The sequence below is a fragment of the Pseudomonas sp. LBUM1649 genome, assembly GCF_059716155.1.
In genome coordinates, this window is record NZ_CP166807.1 from 5,191,676 (window position 1) to 5,210,557 (window position 18,882).

An 18,882-nucleotide genomic window follows, 5' to 3' on the forward strand; every position below is an offset into this window, starting at 1 on the left:
TCGTGACTGGAAAAGTCAACTGGCTCGGTTAACATGCGCGCCATCATTCGTTAACAAGAATGCGGCAATTATCAACAATAACTATAACGAGCGTCGGATGATGTATTTCAGCGCAGAGCTGGCGGTTTAAAATGCTGCATCGTCCGTCGCGCAAGCCGCCAACCCTTGGCCATCTGCTGGCCATGGCCTGGCTTATATTCGGTGGCTGCCTAAACAGCCTGTCGGCCAATGCCGCGGATGTTCTCCTCACCGGTGTCGACGATAGCCCCGGCGTGCAATTCTTTGCCCAGGCCCTGCGGCAATTGCGACCGGCCGACAACGTGCACTTCCAGGCACTGGCCAGCCTGCCGCCACCGGGCAAGCTGGCGGCCGACACCCGCTTGATCCTGCTCGACCTGCCCAGCCTCGACTGGCGCCTGCAGGACCCGCGCGGCCCGGCGACGCTGGTGCTGCGCATCAGCCGCCTGCAGGCACGGCAACATCTGGGGCACGCCCTGCCCCCGCACCTCAGCCTGCTCTGGAGCGATCCGCCACTGGACCGGCAATTGCGCCTCACCCGCGTCCTTCTGCCTGAGGTCAAACGGGTTGGCGTCCTGTACGACAGCCATAGCGAGTTCCTGTTACGGGAACTGCGCCAGGCCGCCCATCCCCTGGGTCTTGAGGTGGTCACCGAGCGTTGGGAAAACACTCAGGACAGTCGTCCTTTGCAGGCTTTGCTGGCCAACAGCGATGTAGTGCTGGGCCTCGACGACCCCGATCTGTACAACCCGAAAACCGCGAAAAACCTGTTGCTCAGCAGCTTTACGCGACAGCTGGCCTTGATCGGCCCCAATGCAGGATTCGTCAGGGCTGGGAGCCTGGCCAGTACCTACAGCGATCAGAGCGACTGGCTGGCGATTCTCGATGAGCTGCTCGACCTGCCGCCGGCCACGTGGCCACGCACGCAGTACCCACACCGCTTCAAAGTCTCGAGCAATCCGCAGGTGTCTCGTTCCCTGGGTCTGGAACAGGTAAATGAAGCGGCTGTCGCAACGCTGTTGGCAGAAGGAGAACGCCACCCATGACCTTCCGTCGCCGCTGGGACATCAGTACCCGTACCCAGATCATCAGCCTCGGCCCTGCCCTGCTTCTGACGCTGCTGTTGATCAGCTTCTTCACCTTCGTGCGGATCCAGGACCTGCGCCAGGAGCTCACCCATACCGGCCAGTTGATTGCCAACCAACTGGCGCCGGCCGCCGAATACGGGGTGATATCGGGCAATAACGAGGTGCTCGACAGCCTGCTCAAGGCCACACTGGCCACGCCCAACGTGCGGTTCCTGGAGGTGCAGGACAGCGCCAACCGGATTCTGGTGTATGTCGAGCAACCTTCGGCAAGTTACCAAAAGCCGCACCAGGTCGAAGTATTCCAGGCCCCCGTGCGCCTGCAACGGATCGCACTGCACAATGATTTTTTCCAGGACGGCACAGCGGCCCCCACGGCTCCCGCCGAGGATTACCTGGGCCGGGTGATCGTCGGCCTGTCCAATGATGCGTTCAGCCAGCGCCAGCAGGAGATCCTGCTCAAGGCCGGCATTCTGGCGCTGTTCGCCTTGCTGTTTACCTTCCTGGTCGCCCGGCGCCTGGCCGCAAGCCTGTCGCAACCGTTGCGTGATATCGGCAATGCAGTTAAGGCGATCCAGGCCGGCGACTACAAAACGCCCCTGCCCATCGTTGACGACACCGAACTGGGCGCCCTGTCGCAACACATCAACAATCTCGCCAGGGGGCTCGAGCAGGCCAGCCACGAACAGCACCAGGCCATGGCGCAGTTGATCCAGACCCGCGAGGAAGCGGAAAAAGCCAACAACGCCAAGTCCGATTTCCTGGCGATGATGAGCCACGAACTGCGCACGCCGATGAATGGCGTGCTGGGCATGCTGCAGTTGCTGGAAACCACCGAGATGACCGAAGAACAGCTCGAATACGCCGCGCTGGCCTCGGAATCCACCGAGCACCTGCTCAAAGTCATCAATGACATTCTGGATTTTTCGCGTATCGAACGCTCGGAATTGGAACTGGAGCATATTCCCTTCAACCTCGCGGACCTTATCGGCAGTTGTGCCCAGTCGTTCCAGCACAGCGCCGTACAACGCGGGCTCGATCTGCAGCTGCAGATTCCGGAGGACATGCGGGCGCTGCAGGTTCAGGGGGACCCGACGCGCATCCGGCAAATACTGGTCAATCTGGTCGGCAATGCCCTGAAGTTCACCGAACAGGGCCGCGTCTGCATCGAATCGCAGTGGCAGTCCCTGGATCACGAACTGCTGTGGTTCACCTGCACGGTACGCGACAGCGGGATTGGCATTCCCCCCGAAAGCCTGGAATTGATGTTCGACGCGTTTCAGCAGGCCGACAGTTCCATCTCAAGACGCTACGGTGGCACCGGCCTGGGCCTGCCGATTGCGCGCACACTCGCCGAACGGATGGGTGGCACCTTGCGCGCTCAGAGCGAGGAAAGCCGTGGCTCGGTGTTTACCCTGGAAATTCCGTTGGCGTTGTATCAACAGGCCTTGCCGGCGCGGGTACCTCGCGTATCGACCCACAAGGGTGACGGCGAAGGGCGCAATGTGCTGCTGGTCGAGGACAATCCGGTCAACCAGACAGTGATCGAAGCCATGCTGCGCAGCCTGGGCTTTACTGTCAGCGTCGCCGCCGATGGCGCACAGGCGGTGCGCAGTGCCGAGAGCCTGATTTTCGAAGCGATACTGATGGATTGCCGACTGCCGGTCCTCGACGGTTATGAAGCCACCCGGCAGATCCGTGAACTGCCCGGCTGCACCGACTTGCCGATCATTGCCCTGACCGCCAACGCCTTGCAGGGGGATCGCGAAGCCTGCTTGTCGGCGGGAATGAACGATTACCTGGCCAAGCCCTTCAAACGGATTGATCTTCAGCAAATTCTGCAGCGATGGGTGCAGTAGTACAGGCCTTTCGAGCATCTGCGACTGGCGTGAAAGGCGAAAGTGCGGCAGTCTTAGGCACCCGTACAAGTCCGAAAATGGACTTGATTAAAAATTTCAGTGCACAAGTGTACATTCATGTCCTTGGTGCTGTGACTTTCACTACAACGCAATAGTCTATGAGTAGGCTGCCGGTTCGAGGCATGAACGCTTCGATCGGCCGGGAAGATTTGCCCCACCTGCCGCATGGGACTATTGAGGAGCTCGCATGACCAAACAAAACGCCTTTACCCGGGAAGACCTGCTGCGCTGCAGTCGCGGTGAGCTGTTCGGCCCAGGTAACGCGCAACTGCCCGCCCCGAACATGCTGATGGTCGATCGCATCACCCTGATCAGCGAAGAGGGTGGCAAGTACGGCAAAGGTGAATTGGTCGCAGAGCTGGATATCACTCCGGACCTGTGGTTCTTCGCCTGCCACTTCGAAGGTGATCCGGTGATGCCGGGCTGCCTGGGCCTGGACGCCATGTGGCAACTGGTCGGCTTCTTCCTCGGCTGGCAAGGTCTGCCGGGCCGCGGTCGCGCCCTGGGTTCGGGCGAAGTGAAATTCTTCGGCCAGGTCCTGCCGACAGCCAAGAAAGTCACCTATAACATTCATATCAAGCGCGTCCTCAAAGGCAAGCTGAACCTGGCCATAGCCGACGGTTCGGTGACTGTCGACGGTCGCGAAATCTATACCGCCGAAGGCCTCCGGGTCGGCGTGTTCACCTCCACTGACAACTTCTAAGGGTTATCCGCATGCGCCGCGTCGTTATCACTGGTCTGGGCATTGTTTCGTGCCTGGGCAATGACAAAGAGACCGTCTCCGCTAACCTGCGTGCAAGCCGCCCTGGCATCCGGTTCAACCCGGAATATGCCGAAATGGGTCTGCGTAGCCAGGTTTCCGGCTCCATTGACCTCAACCTTGAAGAACTGATCGATCGCAAGATCTATCGCTTCGTCGGCCACGCGGCGGCATACGCTTACCTGGCCATGAAAGACGCCATCGCTGACTCCGGCTTGACCGAAGAGCAGGTGTCCAATCCGCGTACCGGCCTGATCGCCGGTTCCGGCGGCGCATCGACCCTGAACCAGATGGAAGCGCTGGACATCCTGCGCGAGAAAGGCGTCAAGCGCGTTGGCCCATACCGCGTGACGCGGACCATGAGCAGCACCGTTTCCGCCTGCCTGGCCACGCCGTTCAAGATCAAGGGCCTGAACTACTCCATCGCTTCTGCCTGCGCCACCAGTGCTCACTGCATCGGTACCGCCATGGAACAGATCCAGATGGGCAAGCAGGACATCGTCTTCGCCGGCGGCGGTGAAGAAGAACACTGGAGCCAGTCGTTCCTGTTCGACGCCATGGGCGCACTGTCCAGCAAGCGCAACGACACCCCGGAACAAGCCTCCCGTGCCTACGACGCCGACCGTGATGGTTTCGTCATCGCTGGTGGTGGTGGCATGGTCGTGGTCGAGGAGCTGGAACACGCTCTGGCCCGTGGCGCGAAGATCTACGCGGAAATCGTTGGCTACGGCGCGACCTCCGACGGCTACGACATGGTTGCCCCAAGCGGCGAAGGCGCGATCCGCTGCATGCAGCAGGCCCTGTCCACCGTTGATACTCCGATCGACTACCTGAACACCCACGGCACTTCGACTCCGGTCGGCGACGTCGCGGAAATGAAAGGCGTGCGTGAAGTGTTCGGTGACAAGGCTCCGGCCATCAGCTCCACCAAGAGCCTGTCGGGTCACTCCCTGGGCGCCGCCGGCGTTCACGAAGCGATCTACTGCATGCTGATGATGGAAGGCAACTTCATTGCCGGCTCCGCCAACATCGACGAACTGGACCCTGAAGTGGCCGATCTGCCGGTGCTGACCAAGACCCGCGAAAACGCCACCATCAACACCGTGATGAGCAACAGCTTCGGTTTCGGTGGCACCAATGCCACGCTGGTACTGAAGCGCTGGGAAGGCAAGTAATTCCCCGCCGCTGAGCCGCACATGAAAACGCCCCGACTGGTTCGGGGCGTTTTTTTGCGCCTGAAAAAACGCAAAAACCTGTGGGAGCGGGCTTGCTCGCGATGGACTCAAGAGCGCCGCGTTTAGCCAGTAAACACGCGTAATCGTTAGCGACCATCGCGAGCAAGCTCGCTCCTACAGTGTGAACAGCCCCATGGCGGGTTCTGTCGTTTTACTTCAGCCTTGAACGACTTACCACATCAGATCATCCGGGATCTGATAGGCCGCGTATGGATCGTCCTCGGCGGCGACTTCTTCGGTCTGCACATTCAGCTGCACGATACGTTGCGGATCGCGCTCCTGGATCTTCAGGGCTGCTTCACGGGGGATCACTTCATAGCCTCCGGCGTGATGCACGATGGCCAGCGAACCGTTGCTCAGCTTGTTGCGCATCAGGGTGTTGACCGAGAGGCGCTTGACCTTCTTGTCGTCGACGAAGTTGTAGTAATCCTCGGTCGTCAACTTGGGCAGGCGCGTGGCTTCGATCAATTGCTTGACCTGCGCGACACGAGCCTTGGCCTCGGCTTTTTCCTGCTGCTGGCGGTTGAGCTCCTGATCGCGCTTGACCTTCTCGGCCATGGCTTCCTGAGCCGCACGCTGTTGGGAGTCATCCAGTTCAATCTGGCCTTTGTGAGCCAGGCGCTGCTGTTTCTGTTTGTCTTTGCTGACCTGCTTGGCCTGCTTCTGGTTGACCAGCCCTGCTTTGAGCAACTGGTCGCGAAGGGAAATGCTCATGGTGCTTATTACTCACTTAGGCAACTGCTCAACCGCAGCTGGGCACATTCTTTTCCTGGCGTTTGGCTTCGCCCCACAGGGCGTCCAACTCTTCGAGGGTGCAATCTTCCATGGGACGGTGGGTGTCGCGCAATGCCTGTTCGATAAAACGGAAGCGTCGTTCGAACTTGGCGTTGGCGCCCCGCAGCGCGGTTTCCGGGTCGACCTTGAGATGCCTTGCCAGATTGACCACGGAAAACAGCAGATCGCCGACTTCATCGGCAACCGCCACCGAGTCGTTGTCGGCCATCGCTTCGAGTATTTCATCGAGTTCTTCCCGGACCTTATCCAGTACGGGCAAGGCGTCGGGCCAGTCGAAACCGACCTGCCCTGCGCGCTTCTGCAATTTTGCCGAACGGGACAATGCCGGCAGTGCAGCGGGGACGTCATCGAGCAAGGACAGCTGTTGCGGTGCGACGGATTTCTCCGCGCGTTCTTCGGCCTTGATCTCTTCCCAGCGCTGCTTGACCTGTTCTTCACTCAAACGCGGGACATCCAGTGGCGCGTACAGATCACCCGTGGGGAATACGTGCGGGTGACGGCGAATCAATTTGCGAACGATGCTGTCGACCACGCCAGCGAACTCGAAGCGCCCTTCTTCCCGGGCCAGCTGGCTGTAGTAAACCACCTGGAACAACAGGTCGCCCAACTCACCCTGCAGGTGATCGAAGTCTCCGCGCTCGATGGCGTCAGCGACTTCATAGGCTTCCTCGAGGGTGTGCGGAACGATGGTGGCGTAGGTTTGCTTGATGTCCCACGGGCAACCGTACTGCGGGTCGCGCAGGCGGTTCATCAGGTGCAGTAAATCTTCAAGGCTGTACATCTGTCATCTCGTTTGATGACCTGTAGGAGCAATGCTTGCTCGCGATGGCGGTGTGTCAGGTAAATTGCTATCGCGAGCAAGCTTTGCTCCTACAGGTTCCGGTTGCATCAGCATCCGTTGCGTACATTTCATGGTGTGCGGTTACGCCGCGTTTCGATGATGTTCGGCAACTGGGAAATCCTGCCCAGCAACCGCCCAAGCGCGTCCAGCCCCGGAATCTCGATGGTCAGGGACATCAGCGCGGTGTTGTCCTCCTTGTTCGAGCGGGTATTGACCGCCAGCACGTTGATCCGCTCGTTGAGCAGCACCTGCGAGACGTCACGCAGCAATCCGGAACGGTCGTAGGCACGAATGACGATGTCCACCGGATAGGTGAGCACCGGCACCGGCCCCCAACTGACCTGGATGATCCGCTCCGGCTCACGACCGCCCAGTTGCAGCACCGAGGCGCAATCCTGGCGATGGATACTGACGCCACGGCCCTGGGTGATGTAGCCGACGATCGCATCCCCCGGCAGCGGCTGGCAGCAACCCGCCATCTGGGTCATCAGGTTGCCCACGCCCTGGATCTGAATGTCGCCACGCTTGCCTGGCTTGTAGCCGGTAGCCTTGCGTGGAATCAGTTCCAGCTGTTCGTTGCCACGTTCCGGCTCGACCAGTTGCTGCGCCAGGTTGACCAGTTGCGCCAGGCGCAGGTCACCCGCCCCCAGGGCGGCAAACATGTCTTCGGCGGTTTTCATGTTGGCCTTGTCGGCCAGTTTTTCGAAATCCACCTGCGGCAGGCCGAGGCGATTGAGTTCGCGCTCGAGCAGGGTCTTGCCGGCGGCGACGTTCTGATCGCGCGCCTGTAGCTTGAACCAGTGAACAATTTTCGCCCGCGCCCGCGAAGTGGTGATGTAGCCCAGGTTCGGGTTCAGCCAGTCGCGGCTCGGCGTGCCGTGCTTGCTGGTGATGATCTCGACCTGTTCACCGGTTTGCAGGCTGTAGTTGAGCGGCACAATGCGCCCATTGATTTTGGCGCCGCGGCAGTTGTGACCGATCTCGGTGTGCACGCGGTAAGCGAAGTCCAGTGGCGTCGCGCCCTTGGGCAAATCGATGGCGTGACCGTCCGGGGTAAAGATGTAGACCCGGTCGGGTTCGATATCGACCCGCAGCTGTTCGGCCAACCCGCCTATGTCGCCCAGCTCTTCGTGCCACTCGAGCACCTGACGCAGCCAGGAGATTTTTTCTTCGTAGTGATTGGAACCGGACTTGACGTCAGTACCCTTGTAGCGCCAGTGCGCGCACACGCCGAGCTCGGCCTCTTCATGCATGGCGTGGGTGCGGATCTGCACCTCCAGCACCTTGCCCTCAGGCCCGATCACGGCGGTATGCAATGAGCGATAGCCGTTCTCTTTCGGGTTGGCGATGTAGTCGTCGAACTCTTTCGGGATGTGTCGCCACAAGGTGTGGACTATGCCGAGCGCGGTGTAGCAGTCGCGCATTTCCGGCACCAGCACACGCACGGCGCGCACGTCATAGATCTGGCTGAACTCCAGACCCTTGCGCTGCATTTTGCGCCAGATCGAATAGATGTGTTTGGCCCGGCCGCTGATATCGGCGTCGACACCGGTGGCCTGCAATTCGTTTTTCAGTTGGCTCATCACGTCGCTGATGAAGCGCTCGCGATCCAGTCGCCGCTCATGCAGCAACTTGGCGATCTGCTTGTACTGGTCGGGCTCAAGGTAACGGAAGGACAAATCCTCCAGCTCCCACTTGATGTGACCGATACCCAGGCGGTGGGCCAGTGGCGCGTAGATGTCGAAGACTTCGCGGGCCACGCGGTTGCGCTTCTCGTCGTCGGCGGTTTTGACCGCACGGATCGCGCAGGTGCGCTCGGCCAGTTTGATCAGGGCCACGCGAACGTCGTCGACCATGGCCACCAGCATCTTGCGCAGGTTTTCCACCTGGCCCTGAGTGCCCATCACCATGGATTTACGCGGGCTCAGGCTGTCGCTGATCGCCGCCATGCGTTGCACGCCGTCGATCAGTTTGGCCACCAAGGGACCAAAACGCTGGCTGACTGCCGGCAACGGGATCTGGCCTTCGCGCACGCCCCGATAGAGAACTGCGGCCACCAGCGAATCCTGATCGAGCTTGAGGTCGGCGAGGATCTCGGCGATCTCAAGGCCCGTGCGGAAACTCGAAGTCCCTTCGGACCACAGGTTCTTTGCCGCATTGGCTTGTTGTTCGGCCTCGCGAGCGAACTCGCAGGCTTCTTTCAAGGCTTCGCGATCCAGTGCCAGATCGACACTGACCGCGTGATCGAGCCAAGCCTCGAGATTGATACTGCCGTCGGTGTTGATCGGCTGGTGTGCTCTCACCTGTACCATCTTGCTTACCTTCCCTACGACGCAGATTCAATGCGTCAAATCGCTGACCTTCGTTGCCCATGAGCCCACGTCGGGCTGGTACGCGGCTGCACGGGCGGGCCAGTCGGACCAGACGAGCATCCTAGCTCGCTTCAAATAACGCCATGGCTTCGACATGTGCCGTCTGAGGAAACATATCGAGAATCCCGGCACGTTTTAACCGGTAGCCCTGCTTGATCAATTCAACCGTGTCGCGCGCCAGGGTTGCCGGGTTGCACGACACATACACCAACCGCTCGGCCCCCAGGGACTTGAGCTTGCGCACGACCTCGAAAGCGCCGTCACGCGGTGGGTCCAAGAGTACCGCACAAAAGCCTTCACGCGCCCATTCGGCATCGGTCAAAGGCTGGGATAAATCGGCCTGAAAAAACTGCGCATTATTCAGATTGTTGCTGACAGCATTCGCGGCTGCGCGATCGACCATCACCTGCACACCCTCCACCGCAACGACTTCGCGAACGGCTTTGGCCAGCGGCAAGGCAAAGTTACCCAACCCACAGAATAGATCGAGAACTCGCTCATCGGCTTGCGGTTTCAGCCAGTCCAGCGCCTGGGCAACCATCGCTTCGTTGACCCCGGCATTGACCTGGATGAAATCCCCAGGGCGATACGCCAGATTCAAATCCCACTGTTCAAGACGATAGCCCAAGGACTGATCGGCCTCGACCGGATGCGGCTCGCCGTCCCCGTGCAACCACAACTGCGCTTCATGGAACGCGCAGAAATCCTTGAGGATGGTCATGTCACTTTCGGACAACGGCGCCATGTGCCGCAGCAACACCGCCAGCGACGAGCCGCTGAACAATTCCACGTGACCCAGGGCTTGAGGCTTGCTCAAACGCCGCAGCATCTCGGGCAAGCGGGCCATGATCGGCTGCAAGGGTTGTACCAGCACCGGGCAATCATCGATGCCGACAATGTCCTGGCTGCCGGCGGCGCGGAAACCGACTTCGAGTTTTTTCGCTTTCATGTCCCAGCGCACCGCTACCCGGGCGCGACGGCGATAAGCGAACTCCGGACCGCTCAATGGCGCGGCCCATTCTTCGGGCTCGACACCGGCTACCTTCGACAATTGCTCGGCGAGCATGCGCTGTTTCAGGGCGAGTTGTTCGTTGTGGGGCAGATGTTGCACGCTGCAACCGCCGCATCGGCCGGCATGGGCGCAAGGCGCCGGGCGACGCAGTTCGCTGGACTTGAACACCCGCTCGGTACGCGCCTCGACCACTTTGCCGTGGGCACCGAGCACACGCGCCTCGACTTCTTCACCGGCCAGTGCGCCGATGACGAACCAGGTGCGACCTTCGAAAAACGCGATACCGCGACCGTCGTTGGCCAGGCGCTCGATGCTCAGACGCTGTTTTTTGCCGGTCGGGACTTGCGGGGCCTTGCTGCCGCCGGTGGGCTGGAAGCGCAGGCCTCTCTCATGCTTGGCCATCAGTTGGGCGCGTCGAAAATGCCGGTCGACAGGTATCGGTCGCCACGGTCGCAGATGATCGCGACGATCACCGCGTTTTCAACTTCTTTGGACAGGCGCAGCATCGCTGCCACCGCACCGCCCGAGGACACGCCACAGAAGATGCCTTCTTCGCGGGCCAGACGCCGGGTGACGTCTTCGGCTTCGCTTTGCGCCATGTCGACGATCCGGTCGACGCGCTCGGCCTGGTAGATCTTCGGCAGGTATTCCTGCGGCCAGCGGCGGATGCCGGGAATGGCCGAGCCTTCCATCGGTTGCAGACCGATGATCTGTACGTTGTCGCTCTGCTCTTTCAAGTAGCGCGAGACGCCCATGATCGTGCCGGTGGTGCCCATGGAGCTGACGAAATGGGTGATGGTGCCCTGGGTCTGGCGCCAGATTTCCGGACCGGTGGTGGTGTAGTGCGCCTCCGGGTTGTCACCGTTGGCGAACTGATCCAGCACCTTGCCGCGGCCTTCGGCTTCCATACGCTGGGCGAGGTCGCGAGCACCTTCCATGCCCTCTTCCTGGCTGACCAGAATCAACTCGGCGCCATAAGCGGTCATCGCGGCCTTGCGTTCGGCGCTGGAGTTGTCCGGCATGATCAGGATCATCTTGTAACCCTTGATCGCGGCGGCCATGGCCAGCGCAATCCCGGTATTACCCGAGGTCGCTTCGATCAGCGTATCGCCGGCGTGGATCTGCCCGCGCAACTCGGCGCGAGTGATCATCGACAGCGCCGGACGGTCCTTGACCGAACCCGCCGGGTTGTTCCCTTCGAGCTTGAGCAAAAGGGTGTTGCTGGTTTCGCCGGGCAGGCGCTGCAAACGGACCAGCGGAGTGTTGCCGACGCAATCGGCGATGGTTGGGTACTGCAAGATCATGGCGTATTCGCAATCCAGACTGCGGGGCGCCTATCATACCGGCAATCCTCGGAAGGCCATATCACGCAAAGTGTGGTGCTTATCGTTTATGGGAATAAGCGGCGGATTCAGCCCTCTTCTGTCTGTGCAACATTCAAGGCATAGAACTCATGCAGCTTGGCCTGCAACAACTGTTTGTCCGGCAGTTGGACCTGATACTCCGCGATCAGCGCTGGTGACAGGCTGCGGTTAAGGGCGTACTCGACGACTTCGTCATCCTTGCTGGCACAGAGCAAGACACCGATTGCAGGGCTTTCATGAGGTTTTCGCTCTTCGCGATCCAAGGCTTCCAGATAGAAGCCCAACTTGCCCAAATACTCCGGTTCAAAACGCCCGACCTTGAGCTCGATGGCCACCAGGCAGTTGAGACCGCGGTGAAAGAACAGCAAGTCCAGTGCAAAATCACGCCCGCCGACTTGCAGCGGATATTCGGAGCCGACAAAGCAGAAATCGCGGCCAAGCTCACTCAAGAACTGCTTGAGGCGACCCAGTAAGCCCCGATGCAGATCGGTTTCGGCGTGGGCGCCGGGCAAGTCGAGAAACTCGACCATGTAGGCGTCACGAAATATCTCAAGTGCTGAGGGATGAGTTTGTTTCAGAACTGCGGAGACTTTTGCAGGCTGGGTCACGCTGCGTTCAAACAGTGCCGCCTTGAACTGGCGCTCCAGTTCGCGCTTTGACCATTTTTCCTGAATCGCCATACGCAAGTAAAACTCCCGCTCTTCCGGGAGTTTGCTTTGGCTGAAGATGACCAGATTTTGGGTCCAGGGTAATTGTCTCACCAGCGGTGAGACTTTCTCGTCGCCCCGGTAAGTCTCGTAGAACTGACGCATACGAAACAGATTGGGACGGGTAAAACCCCGCAAACCCGGTTGAGTTTGAGCCAGATGGGGACTGTCATAAATTTTGTGTTCGGGCATAACATGTTGAAGAGGTGCATGTATGCCGACCAAAAAGAAACCGGCCCGCGAGGCCCAGCGTGACCTTCCATCCATTCCAAAAGAGCTGATCGACCAGTTCGTGAACGGTCCGATGAGTGCCGAAGCCATTCAGGACGCTTCGATGGCGTTCAAAAAGGCGCTGATTGAACGAGCCTTGGGAGCCGAACTCGGCCACCACCTTGGCTACCCTCAGGGCGCGCAGCGCCCTGAGGAGTCGAGCAACCAGCGTAATGGTAAGAGCGGCAAGACCGTGCTGACCGATGACGGCCCGCTTCGCCTGGACATCCCCAGAGACCGCGATGGCAGCTTTGCTCCGATTCTGATCCCCAAGCACGAGCGCCGCTTTACCGGCTTCGATGACAAGATTATTGCCATGTATGCACGCGGCATGAGCGTGCGCGAGATTCGTGCATTTCTATCGGAGCAATACGGCACAGATGTCTCCCATGACTTCATCAGCTCAGTCACCGATGCAGTTCTGGAAGAGGTCAGTGCTTGGCAGCAGCGACCACTTGAACCCATGTACCCAGTCATTTTCTTCGATGCTCTGCGGGTCAAAATCCGTGACGAGGGGGTGGTTCGCAACAAGGCCATTTACTTAGCCCTGGGCGTATTGCCGGACGGTACACGAGATATTCTGGGCATCTGGATTGAAACGACCGAGGGTGCCAAGTTCTGGATGAAGGTTTTCAATGACCTCAAGACTCGAGGCGTCGAAGACGTTTTGATCGCTGTCACTGACGGACTCAAAGGCATGCCAGAAGCCTTGAGTGCGGTGTTCCCTCAGACGACGCTGCAGACCTGCATCGTCCACTTGATCCGTAACAGCCTTGATTACGCGGCCTGGGATAAACGTCGCGAACTGGCCAAAGCCCTGAAGCCGATTTATCAAGCACTCAACGCTGAAGTTGCCGAGCAGGCTTTAGATGCCTTCGAATCTGGACCTTGGGGTAAACAATATCCAACGGTGGCTGCTGCCTGGAGGCGTGCCTGGGACCGAGTCATCCCGTTTTTCATCTTCCCGCCAGCCATACGAAAAGTGATCTACACCACCAACGCCATCGAGAGCATCAATGCTCAGTTGCGCAAGATCATCAAGACAAGAGGACATTTTCCAACCGATGATGCGGCGACAAAGCTGATCTGGCTGGCACTGCAAAATATCACCGCCAATTGGGGCAGTCCGGCCCATGACTGGAAGAACGCAATGAATCAGTTCGCGGTTTTGTACGGAGATCGATTCATCAGGCCAACTTGGTGAAATGAAGGCCTGCCTTACGGCAGGCTGTTACCGGCCCGCACACAAAAAATCTGACACTCTCGCCAGATGCTCAGACAGTTGACCGACCACGGAATCACCCCATTCGGCTTTCTCCAGTTTGCAGCTGATATAGGCACCAACTTGCCAGTACAACTCGATCAGTTGGGTATTCACCGCCTGTATAGCCTGTCGCCTGGCACTTTGAATAAGCGCAAGCACTTCATTGCCTGCTCGCGAAGGTGTTATCACTGACAGTTCCATCATCCGCCACCAAGCGCATATTCATCCGCAACCCGCTCCCGGTGTTCTGCGCCCAAAGCCTTCCGCCCTGTCGCCGCACCGCATTCCTGGCAATGCTCAAGCCAAGGCCAAATCCACCATCCCCCGGCCGCGAGCCGTCGAGTCGGGTGAAGGGCAGAAAGATTCGCTCAAGATCGTCTTGCGCCACACCGCCACCCTGATCCTCCAGCCACAGGTGCCAGAAGTCGCCGTCGCGCCGCCCGCCCAGGTGGACAATGCCACCCTTGGGCGAATGTCGGATTGCATTACGCAGCATGTTTTCCAGCGCCTGGGCGAGCGTATTGAGATGGCCGCGCACCCAGCAGGAGGCGTCTACCGAGCACTGCAACTGCTCGTCCGGCCAACAACTTTCATAACAGGCGTTTTCCGTGAGCATTTCCCACAGGGCCTGGACCTGTATCGCTTCGTCGGGTAAGCGCGTGCGCTCTGTATCGAGCCAGGCCAGTTGCAGCGTGTCTTCCACCAGCCGTTGCATGCCATCAACCTCGCGGCCGATGCGCTCGCGCAGTTGTTCAAGCCCCTGCTCGCTTTCACTGGCCACCCGTAGGCGGCTCAACGGCGTGCGCAATTCGTGGGACAGGTCGCGCAACAGTTGTTGCTGCAATGCCACGGTGCTTTGCAAGCGTTCGGACATGTGATCGAACGCCCTGCCCAGCTCTCCCAGTTCGTCGGCGCGGTTGGTGGTGCGGCGGGACAGTCGCACATTGAGCTGATCGGCACGCCAGGCATTGGCCTGTTCGCGCAAGTGATTGAGCGGCACCACCAGCAAGCGGTACAGGCCGACGCACAACAGCAACGTGAACAACCCCGGAATGATGCCGTTGGTGATTACCCGCCAGAACACCCGGTAGCGCCCGGGCATGAAGCGTTGCGGCAGTTCGATCACCAGGCTGCCGGCGGCCGGATCGCCGGGAAACGGCACACGCATCCACGGTTGTCTTTTCTTGTGGATGGGCCAGTCTAGACCCCGTAAAAAGGTCAGTCGCTCGATTTCCTTGTCGGTCAGCCGCTGGCTGCCCAAGGATTGCAAATCACCGCCAATGACACCTGTAAAACCCTTTTCGCGCCGGTGCATGCCCTGCAACCAGTCTTCGACGCCGGCGCGCTGGCGCTGCGTCCATGCCTGTTCGGCCTCGGCGGCATAACGGGTCAAGGTGCCTCGGGCCTCGTCCGAGAGGAACTGGTTGCGCTGCTCCATGTAGCGGCCCCAGGACCAGCTCAACCAGATCATCAGCAGACAGAACGCCACCAACAGGCAAGCCAGTTTCCAGAACAGCGAATGCCGGCCCGGCAAATTACATTTCATCGACGGCACTCAGGATGTAGCCCTTGCCCCAGACGGTGCGCACCTCCCGCTCGGTATAGTCGATGGCCTTGAGTTTGCGGCGAATCTGGCTGATGTGCATGTCCAGGCTACGATCGTGGGCGGCATAACCGCGTTGCAGTACCTGTTGATAAAGGAAGGCTTTGCTCAACACTTCATCGACGCTGCGGCTCAGGGTTTCCAGCAGGCGATACTCAGTTCGAGTCAGGCCGGCAGGCTGCTGGCCATAAAAAACGTCGAAGCGTTCGTCGTCAAAACGCAGACTGTCGACTTCGGCCACCATCGCCACCGGGGTCGGCCGGCGATCGAGCGCTACGCGGCGCAGGATGGCTTCGATGCGCACGCGCAACTCGACCATGCTGAAGGGTTTGGGCAGGTAATCATCGGCCCCCAGTCGAAAGCCGCTAATGCGATCGGCCTCGGCACCGAGCGCCGACATCAGCAACACTGGGGTGGAATGGCTGCGGCGCAGTTGCGTCAGCACCGCCAGCCCGTTCAGACCCGGCAACAGGATGTCCATCAACACCACATCGAAGGCTTGCTCGCGGGCAATGTCCAGGCCTTCCTGGCCGTTCTGGCACCAGGTCACCTGGAAGCCGCTACGGCCCAGATGTTCATGCACATAGGCACCGAGTACGAGGTCGTCTTCGATGGAGAGGATACGGGGATGGCCAGCGCTGATGGTCGTCATTAGTATCTGCAAATAATTCTCAGTCGTGGATTATTCAAGATTGCCTCGCCCGGGGCAACCCAAGGGTTTGCGCAGGGCGCAGAAGCGCGCGGCCATCCGACGAGTGACGACATCAATTATCGAGGATTGCCCGCTTGCAAATCGCTACACTGCGCAAGTGGCGCGTGCCGGACGCACGCGCAGCCCGATAAATAGCCGGTTGCAGGAGAGAGGCGTGCTGAAGAAACTGGGAATCAAGGGCCGCGTGCTGTTGCTGACGCTGCTGCCGACCAGCCTCATGGCATTGGTCCTGGGCGGCTATTTCACCTGGATGCAGCAATCGGACCTGCAAACCCAACTCCTGCAGCGCGGCGAAATGATCGCCGAGCAACTGGCGCCGCTGGTGGCGCCAGCCATGGGGCACCACAACAACGAACTGCTGGAACGTATCGCCACCCAGTCCCTGGAACAACCGGATGTGCGCGCCGTGACCTTCCTTGCGCCAGACCGCTCGGCACTGGCCCATGCCGGGCCGATCATGCTGACCCAGGCGCCAATGGGCGAAGGCTCGCAGATGCTGCGCCGCAGTGGCAGCGAAGCAACACGTTACCTGCTGCCGGTGTTCGGCAAACACCGCAGCCTGGCAGGCGACGTGATCCCTGATGAAGCCGACCGTCTGCTGGGCTGGGTCGAACTCGAACTGTCCCACAACGGCATGCTATTACATGGCTACCGCAGCCTGTTCGCCAGCCTGCTGATGATCGGTGCCGGTCTCGGCGGCGCGGCGCTGCTGGCATTGCGCATGGGCCGCACGATCAATCGGCCGCTGACCCAGATCAAGCAAGCCGTTGCCCAACTCAAGGACGGTCACCTGGAAACCCGCCTGCCGCCACTGGGTAGCCAGGAGCTGGATGAATTGGCCTCCGGCATCAATCGCATGGCCGGCACCCTGCAGAATGCCCAGGAAGAACTGCAACACAGCATCGACCAGGCCACCGAGGACGTGCGCCAAAACCTCGAGACCATCGAGATCCAGAACATCGAACTGGACCTGGCGCGCATGGAAGCGCTGGAGGCGAGCCGGATCAAGTCCGAGTTCCTGGCCAACATGAGCCATGAAATACGCACGCCGCTCAACGGCATCCTCGGCTTCACCCATCTGCTGCAAAAAAGTGAACTGACCCCGCGCCAGCTCGATTATCTGGGCACCATCGAAAAGTCTGCCGACAGCCTGCTGGGGATCATCAACGAGATCCTCGACTTTTCGAAGATCGAGGCGGGCAAGCTGGTGCTCGACCATATTCCGTTCAATTTGCGTGACCTGCTGCAAGACACATTGACCATCCTCGCCCCGGCCGCCCACGCCAAACAGCTGGAACTGATCAGCCTGGTGTATCGCGATACGCCCCTGTCACTGGTGGGCGATCCGTTGCGGCTCAAGCAGATCCTGACCAACCTGGTCAGCAATGCGATCAAGTTCACCCGCGAGGGCACCATCGTCGCCCGGGCCATGCTCGAAGAAGAACACGAAGACAGCGTGCAATTGCGCATCAGCATCCAGGACACCGGCATCGGCCTGTCGAACCAGGATGTGCGCGCGCTGTTCCAGGCCTTCAGCCAGGCCGATAACTCGCTGTCGCGGCAACCCGGCGGCACGGGCCTGGGGTTGGTGATCTCCAAGCGCCTGATCGAGCAGATGGGCGGCGAGATTGGCGTCGACAGCACCCCGGGCGAGGGTTCGGAGTTCTGGATCAGCCTGAACCTGCCCAAAACCCGCGACGATGCCGAAGACCTGCCTGGCGCGCCGCTGCTCGGACGGCGGGTTGCAGTGCTGGAAAATCATGAGCTGGCGCGCCAGGCGTTGCAGCATCAACTGGAAGACTGCGGCCTGGACGTCACCGCGTTCAATACCCTGGAAAGCCTGACCAACGGCGTCACCGGCGCGCATCAGACCGATCAGGCAATCGAACTCGCGGTGCTGGGAATCACCAGCAACGACATGCCACCGGAACGCCTCAACCAGCACATCTGGGACCTCGAGCACCTGGGCTGCAAAGTGCTGGTGTTGTGCCCCACCACGGAACAGACGCTGTTCCACCTGTCGGTCCCGAACCCCCACAGCCAGCTCCAGGCCAAACCGGCCTGTACCCGCAAGCTACGGCGCGCGCTGTCCGACCTGGTCAACCCGCGGCAGTTGCGCAGCGAGTCCAGCGAGCCGCTGTCCAGCCGCGCGCCGAAGGTGCTGTGCGTCGACGATAACCCGGCCAATTTGCTGCTGGTGCAGACCCTGCTCGAAGACATGGGCGCCAAGGTGCTCGCCGTGGAAAGCGGTTACGCGGCGATCAAGGCGGTGCAGAACGAGACGTTCGACCTGGTACTGATGGACGTGCAAATGCCCGGCATGGATGGGCGCCAAAGTACCGAAGCGATCCGCCAATGGGAAAGCGAGCGGCATTGCACACCGCTGCCGATCGTGGCCCTCACGGCGCATGCCATGGCCAACGAAAAACGCGCATTGCTGCAAAGCGGCATGGACGATTACCTGACCAAGCCGATCAGCGAGCGGCAACTGGCGCAAGTGGTACTCAAATGGAGCGGGCTGGCACTGCGCAATCAGACGCCAGAGCGCGCAGGCGACAGCCACGGCAGCACCTACGAGTTGCAGGTGCTCGATCACGAAGAAGGCTTGCGCCTGGCCGCAGGCAAGGCCGATCTGGCGGCTGACATGCTGGCAATGCTGCTGGCGTCGCTGGAAGCCGACCGCGAAGCCATCCGCCAGGCTCAGCAAAGCAACGACCACAACGCCCTGGTCGAGCGGGTTCATCGCCTGCACGGTGCGACCCGTTATTGCGGCGTACCGCAACTGCGCGCCGCCTGCCAACGCAGTGAAACCTTGCTCAAGCAGCAAGACCCGAAGGCCTTTGGCGCACTTGAAGATCTCGACCGGGCGATCAACCGCCTCGCCGCCCAGGCGCGCATCAATGCCTGATGCACTTTCCAGGAGGA

Annotated in this window: 13 protein-coding genes and 2 pseudogenes; 6 read left to right on the plus strand and 9 right to left on the minus strand. The window is 60.2% G+C overall.

Annotation, left to right across the window (positions count from 1 at the left end):
- Nucleotides 1–131 precede the first annotated feature (131 nt).
- From ACA058_RS23990 to fabB, 4 genes are all read left to right on the plus strand, one after another.
- Nucleotides 132–1,064 carry an ABC transporter substrate-binding protein gene (locus ACA058_RS23990; protein ID WP_497636199.1) on the plus strand — a complete coding sequence of 311 codons (933 nt, stop codon included), beginning with the start codon at nucleotides 132–134 and terminating at the stop codon, nucleotides 1,062–1,064.
- Nucleotides 1,061–2,962 carry an ATP-binding protein gene (locus tag ACA058_RS23995; RefSeq protein ID WP_497636200.1) on the plus strand — a complete coding sequence of 634 codons (1,902 nt, stop codon included), beginning with the start codon at nucleotides 1,061–1,063 and terminating at the stop codon, nucleotides 2,960–2,962. Before ACA058_RS23990 ends, ACA058_RS23995 begins: the two co-directional genes overlap by 4 nt.
- Nucleotides 2,963–3,209: 247 nt before the next feature.
- Nucleotides 3,210–3,725: a 3-hydroxyacyl-[acyl-carrier-protein] dehydratase FabA gene (gene fabA, locus ACA058_RS24000; RefSeq protein ID WP_003179264.1), complete on the plus strand. Its 516-nt coding sequence runs from the start codon at nucleotides 3,210–3,212 to the stop codon at nucleotides 3,723–3,725.
- Between the two features lie 11 nt (nucleotides 3,726–3,736).
- On the plus strand, nucleotides 3,737–4,957 hold the full coding sequence (gene fabB, locus ACA058_RS24005; protein ID WP_007957797.1) for a beta-ketoacyl-ACP synthase I: 1,221 nt from the start codon (nucleotides 3,737–3,739) through the stop codon (nucleotides 4,955–4,957).
- Between the two features lie 231 nt (nucleotides 4,958–5,188).
- On the opposite strand, the gene ACA058_RS24010 is transcribed toward fabB, so the two are convergent.
- The 6 genes and pseudogenes from ACA058_RS24010 to ACA058_RS24035 all read right to left on the minus strand — a co-directional run.
- Nucleotides 5,189–5,731 (minus strand): DUF2058 domain-containing protein, encoded by a 543-nt coding sequence (locus ACA058_RS24010; RefSeq protein WP_497636201.1) that lies wholly within the window; start codon nucleotides 5,729–5,731, stop codon nucleotides 5,189–5,191.
- Nucleotides 5,732–5,759: 28 nt separating this feature from the next.
- Nucleotides 5,760–6,593 (minus strand): nucleoside triphosphate pyrophosphohydrolase, encoded by an 834-nt coding sequence (mazG, locus tag ACA058_RS24015; RefSeq protein ID WP_497636202.1) that lies wholly within the window; start codon nucleotides 6,591–6,593, stop codon nucleotides 5,760–5,762.
- Between the two features lie 128 nt (nucleotides 6,594–6,721).
- Complete coding sequence (relA, locus tag ACA058_RS24020; RefSeq protein ID WP_497636203.1) at nucleotides 6,722–8,965, minus strand: GTP diphosphokinase; 2,244 nt, start codon at nucleotides 8,963–8,965, stop codon at nucleotides 6,722–6,724.
- A gap of 121 nt (nucleotides 8,966–9,086) precedes the next feature.
- On the minus strand, nucleotides 9,087–10,439 hold the full coding sequence (gene rlmD, locus ACA058_RS24025; protein ID WP_497636204.1) for a 23S rRNA (uracil(1939)-C(5))-methyltransferase RlmD: 1,353 nt from the start codon (nucleotides 10,437–10,439) through the stop codon (nucleotides 9,087–9,089).
- A complete protein-coding gene (gene cysM / locus ACA058_RS24030; protein ID WP_497636205.1) occupies nucleotides 10,439–11,341 on the minus strand; it encodes a cysteine synthase CysM in 903 nt (300 codons plus the stop codon). The genes rlmD and cysM overlap by 1 nt, the downstream gene beginning before the upstream one ends.
- Before the next feature lie 107 nt (nucleotides 11,342–11,448).
- Nucleotides 11,449–12,270, minus strand: a pseudogene (locus tag ACA058_RS24035) (PDDEXK nuclease domain-containing protein); the annotation flags it as partial.
- Nucleotides 12,271–12,322: 52 nt separating this feature from the next.
- Between ACA058_RS24035 and ACA058_RS24040 the strand changes: the two are divergent.
- Nucleotides 12,323–13,582, plus strand: coding sequence for an IS256 family transposase (locus ACA058_RS24040; protein ID WP_497635083.1), 1,260 nt, complete (start codon nucleotides 12,323–12,325; stop codon nucleotides 13,580–13,582).
- 57 nt (nucleotides 13,583–13,639) lie between these two features.
- Here the strand turns inward: ACA058_RS24040 and ACA058_RS24045 are convergent.
- From ACA058_RS24045 to ACA058_RS24055, 3 genes and pseudogenes are all read right to left on the minus strand, one after another.
- Nucleotides 13,640–13,846 (minus strand): annotated as a pseudogene (locus ACA058_RS24045) (DUF1016 N-terminal domain-containing protein); the annotation flags it as partial.
- Nucleotides 13,803–15,188 (minus strand): sensor histidine kinase, encoded by a 1,386-nt coding sequence (locus ACA058_RS24050; RefSeq protein ID WP_497636206.1) that lies wholly within the window; start codon nucleotides 15,186–15,188, stop codon nucleotides 13,803–13,805. The pseudogene ACA058_RS24045 and the gene ACA058_RS24050, both read right to left, overlap by 44 nt.
- The gene (locus ACA058_RS24055) at nucleotides 15,178–15,897 is read right to left on the minus strand and encodes a response regulator transcription factor (RefSeq protein WP_497636207.1); all 720 of its coding nucleotides are present in this window, start codon (nucleotides 15,895–15,897) and stop codon (nucleotides 15,178–15,180) included. Before ACA058_RS24055 ends, ACA058_RS24050 begins: the two co-directional genes overlap by 11 nt.
- Nucleotides 15,898–16,111: 214 nt before the next feature.
- On the opposite strand from ACA058_RS24055, the gene ACA058_RS24060 reads away from it, so the two are divergent.
- Nucleotides 16,112–18,865 carry a response regulator gene (locus ACA058_RS24060; RefSeq protein WP_497636208.1) on the plus strand — a complete coding sequence of 918 codons (2,754 nt, stop codon included), beginning with the start codon at nucleotides 16,112–16,114 and terminating at the stop codon, nucleotides 18,863–18,865.
- Nucleotides 18,866–18,882: the final 17 nt, after the last annotated feature.

Excerpts from the sequence above, each read along its gene's own strand:
- ACA058_RS23990 (WP_497636199.1), top strand. The coding sequence starts at position 132 with ATGCTGCATCGTCCGTCGCGCAAGCCGCCAACCCTTGGCCATCTGCTG.
- ACA058_RS23995 (WP_497636200.1), top strand. The coding sequence starts at position 1,061 with ATGACCTTCCGTCGCCGCTGGGACATCAGTACCCGTACCCAGATCATC.
- fabA (WP_003179264.1), top strand. The coding sequence starts at position 3,210 with ATGACCAAACAAAACGCCTTTACCCGGGAAGACCTGCTGCGCTGCAGT.
- fabB (WP_007957797.1), top strand. The coding sequence starts at position 3,737 with ATGCGCCGCGTCGTTATCACTGGTCTGGGCATTGTTTCGTGCCTGGGC.
- ACA058_RS24010 (WP_497636201.1), bottom strand. The coding sequence starts at position 5,731 with ATGAGCATTTCCCTTCGCGACCAGTTGCTCAAAGCAGGGCTGGTCAAC.
- mazG (WP_497636202.1), bottom strand. The coding sequence starts at position 6,593 with ATGTACAGCCTTGAAGATTTACTGCACCTGATGAACCGCCTGCGCGAC.
- relA (WP_497636203.1), bottom strand. The coding sequence starts at position 8,965 with ATGGTACAGGTGAGAGCACACCAGCCGATCAACACCGACGGCAGTATC.
- rlmD (WP_497636204.1), bottom strand. The coding sequence starts at position 10,439 with ATGGCCAAGCATGAGAGAGGCCTGCGCTTCCAGCCCACCGGCGGCAGC.
- cysM (WP_497636205.1), bottom strand. The coding sequence starts at position 11,341 with ATGATCTTGCAGTACCCAACCATCGCCGATTGCGTCGGCAACACTCCG.
- ACA058_RS24040 (WP_497635083.1), top strand. The coding sequence starts at position 12,323 with ATGCCGACCAAAAAGAAACCGGCCCGCGAGGCCCAGCGTGACCTTCCA.
- ACA058_RS24050 (WP_497636206.1), bottom strand. The coding sequence starts at position 15,188 with ATGAAATGTAATTTGCCGGGCCGGCATTCGCTGTTCTGGAAACTGGCT.
- ACA058_RS24055 (WP_497636207.1), bottom strand. The coding sequence starts at position 15,897 with ATGACGACCATCAGCGCTGGCCATCCCCGTATCCTCTCCATCGAAGAC.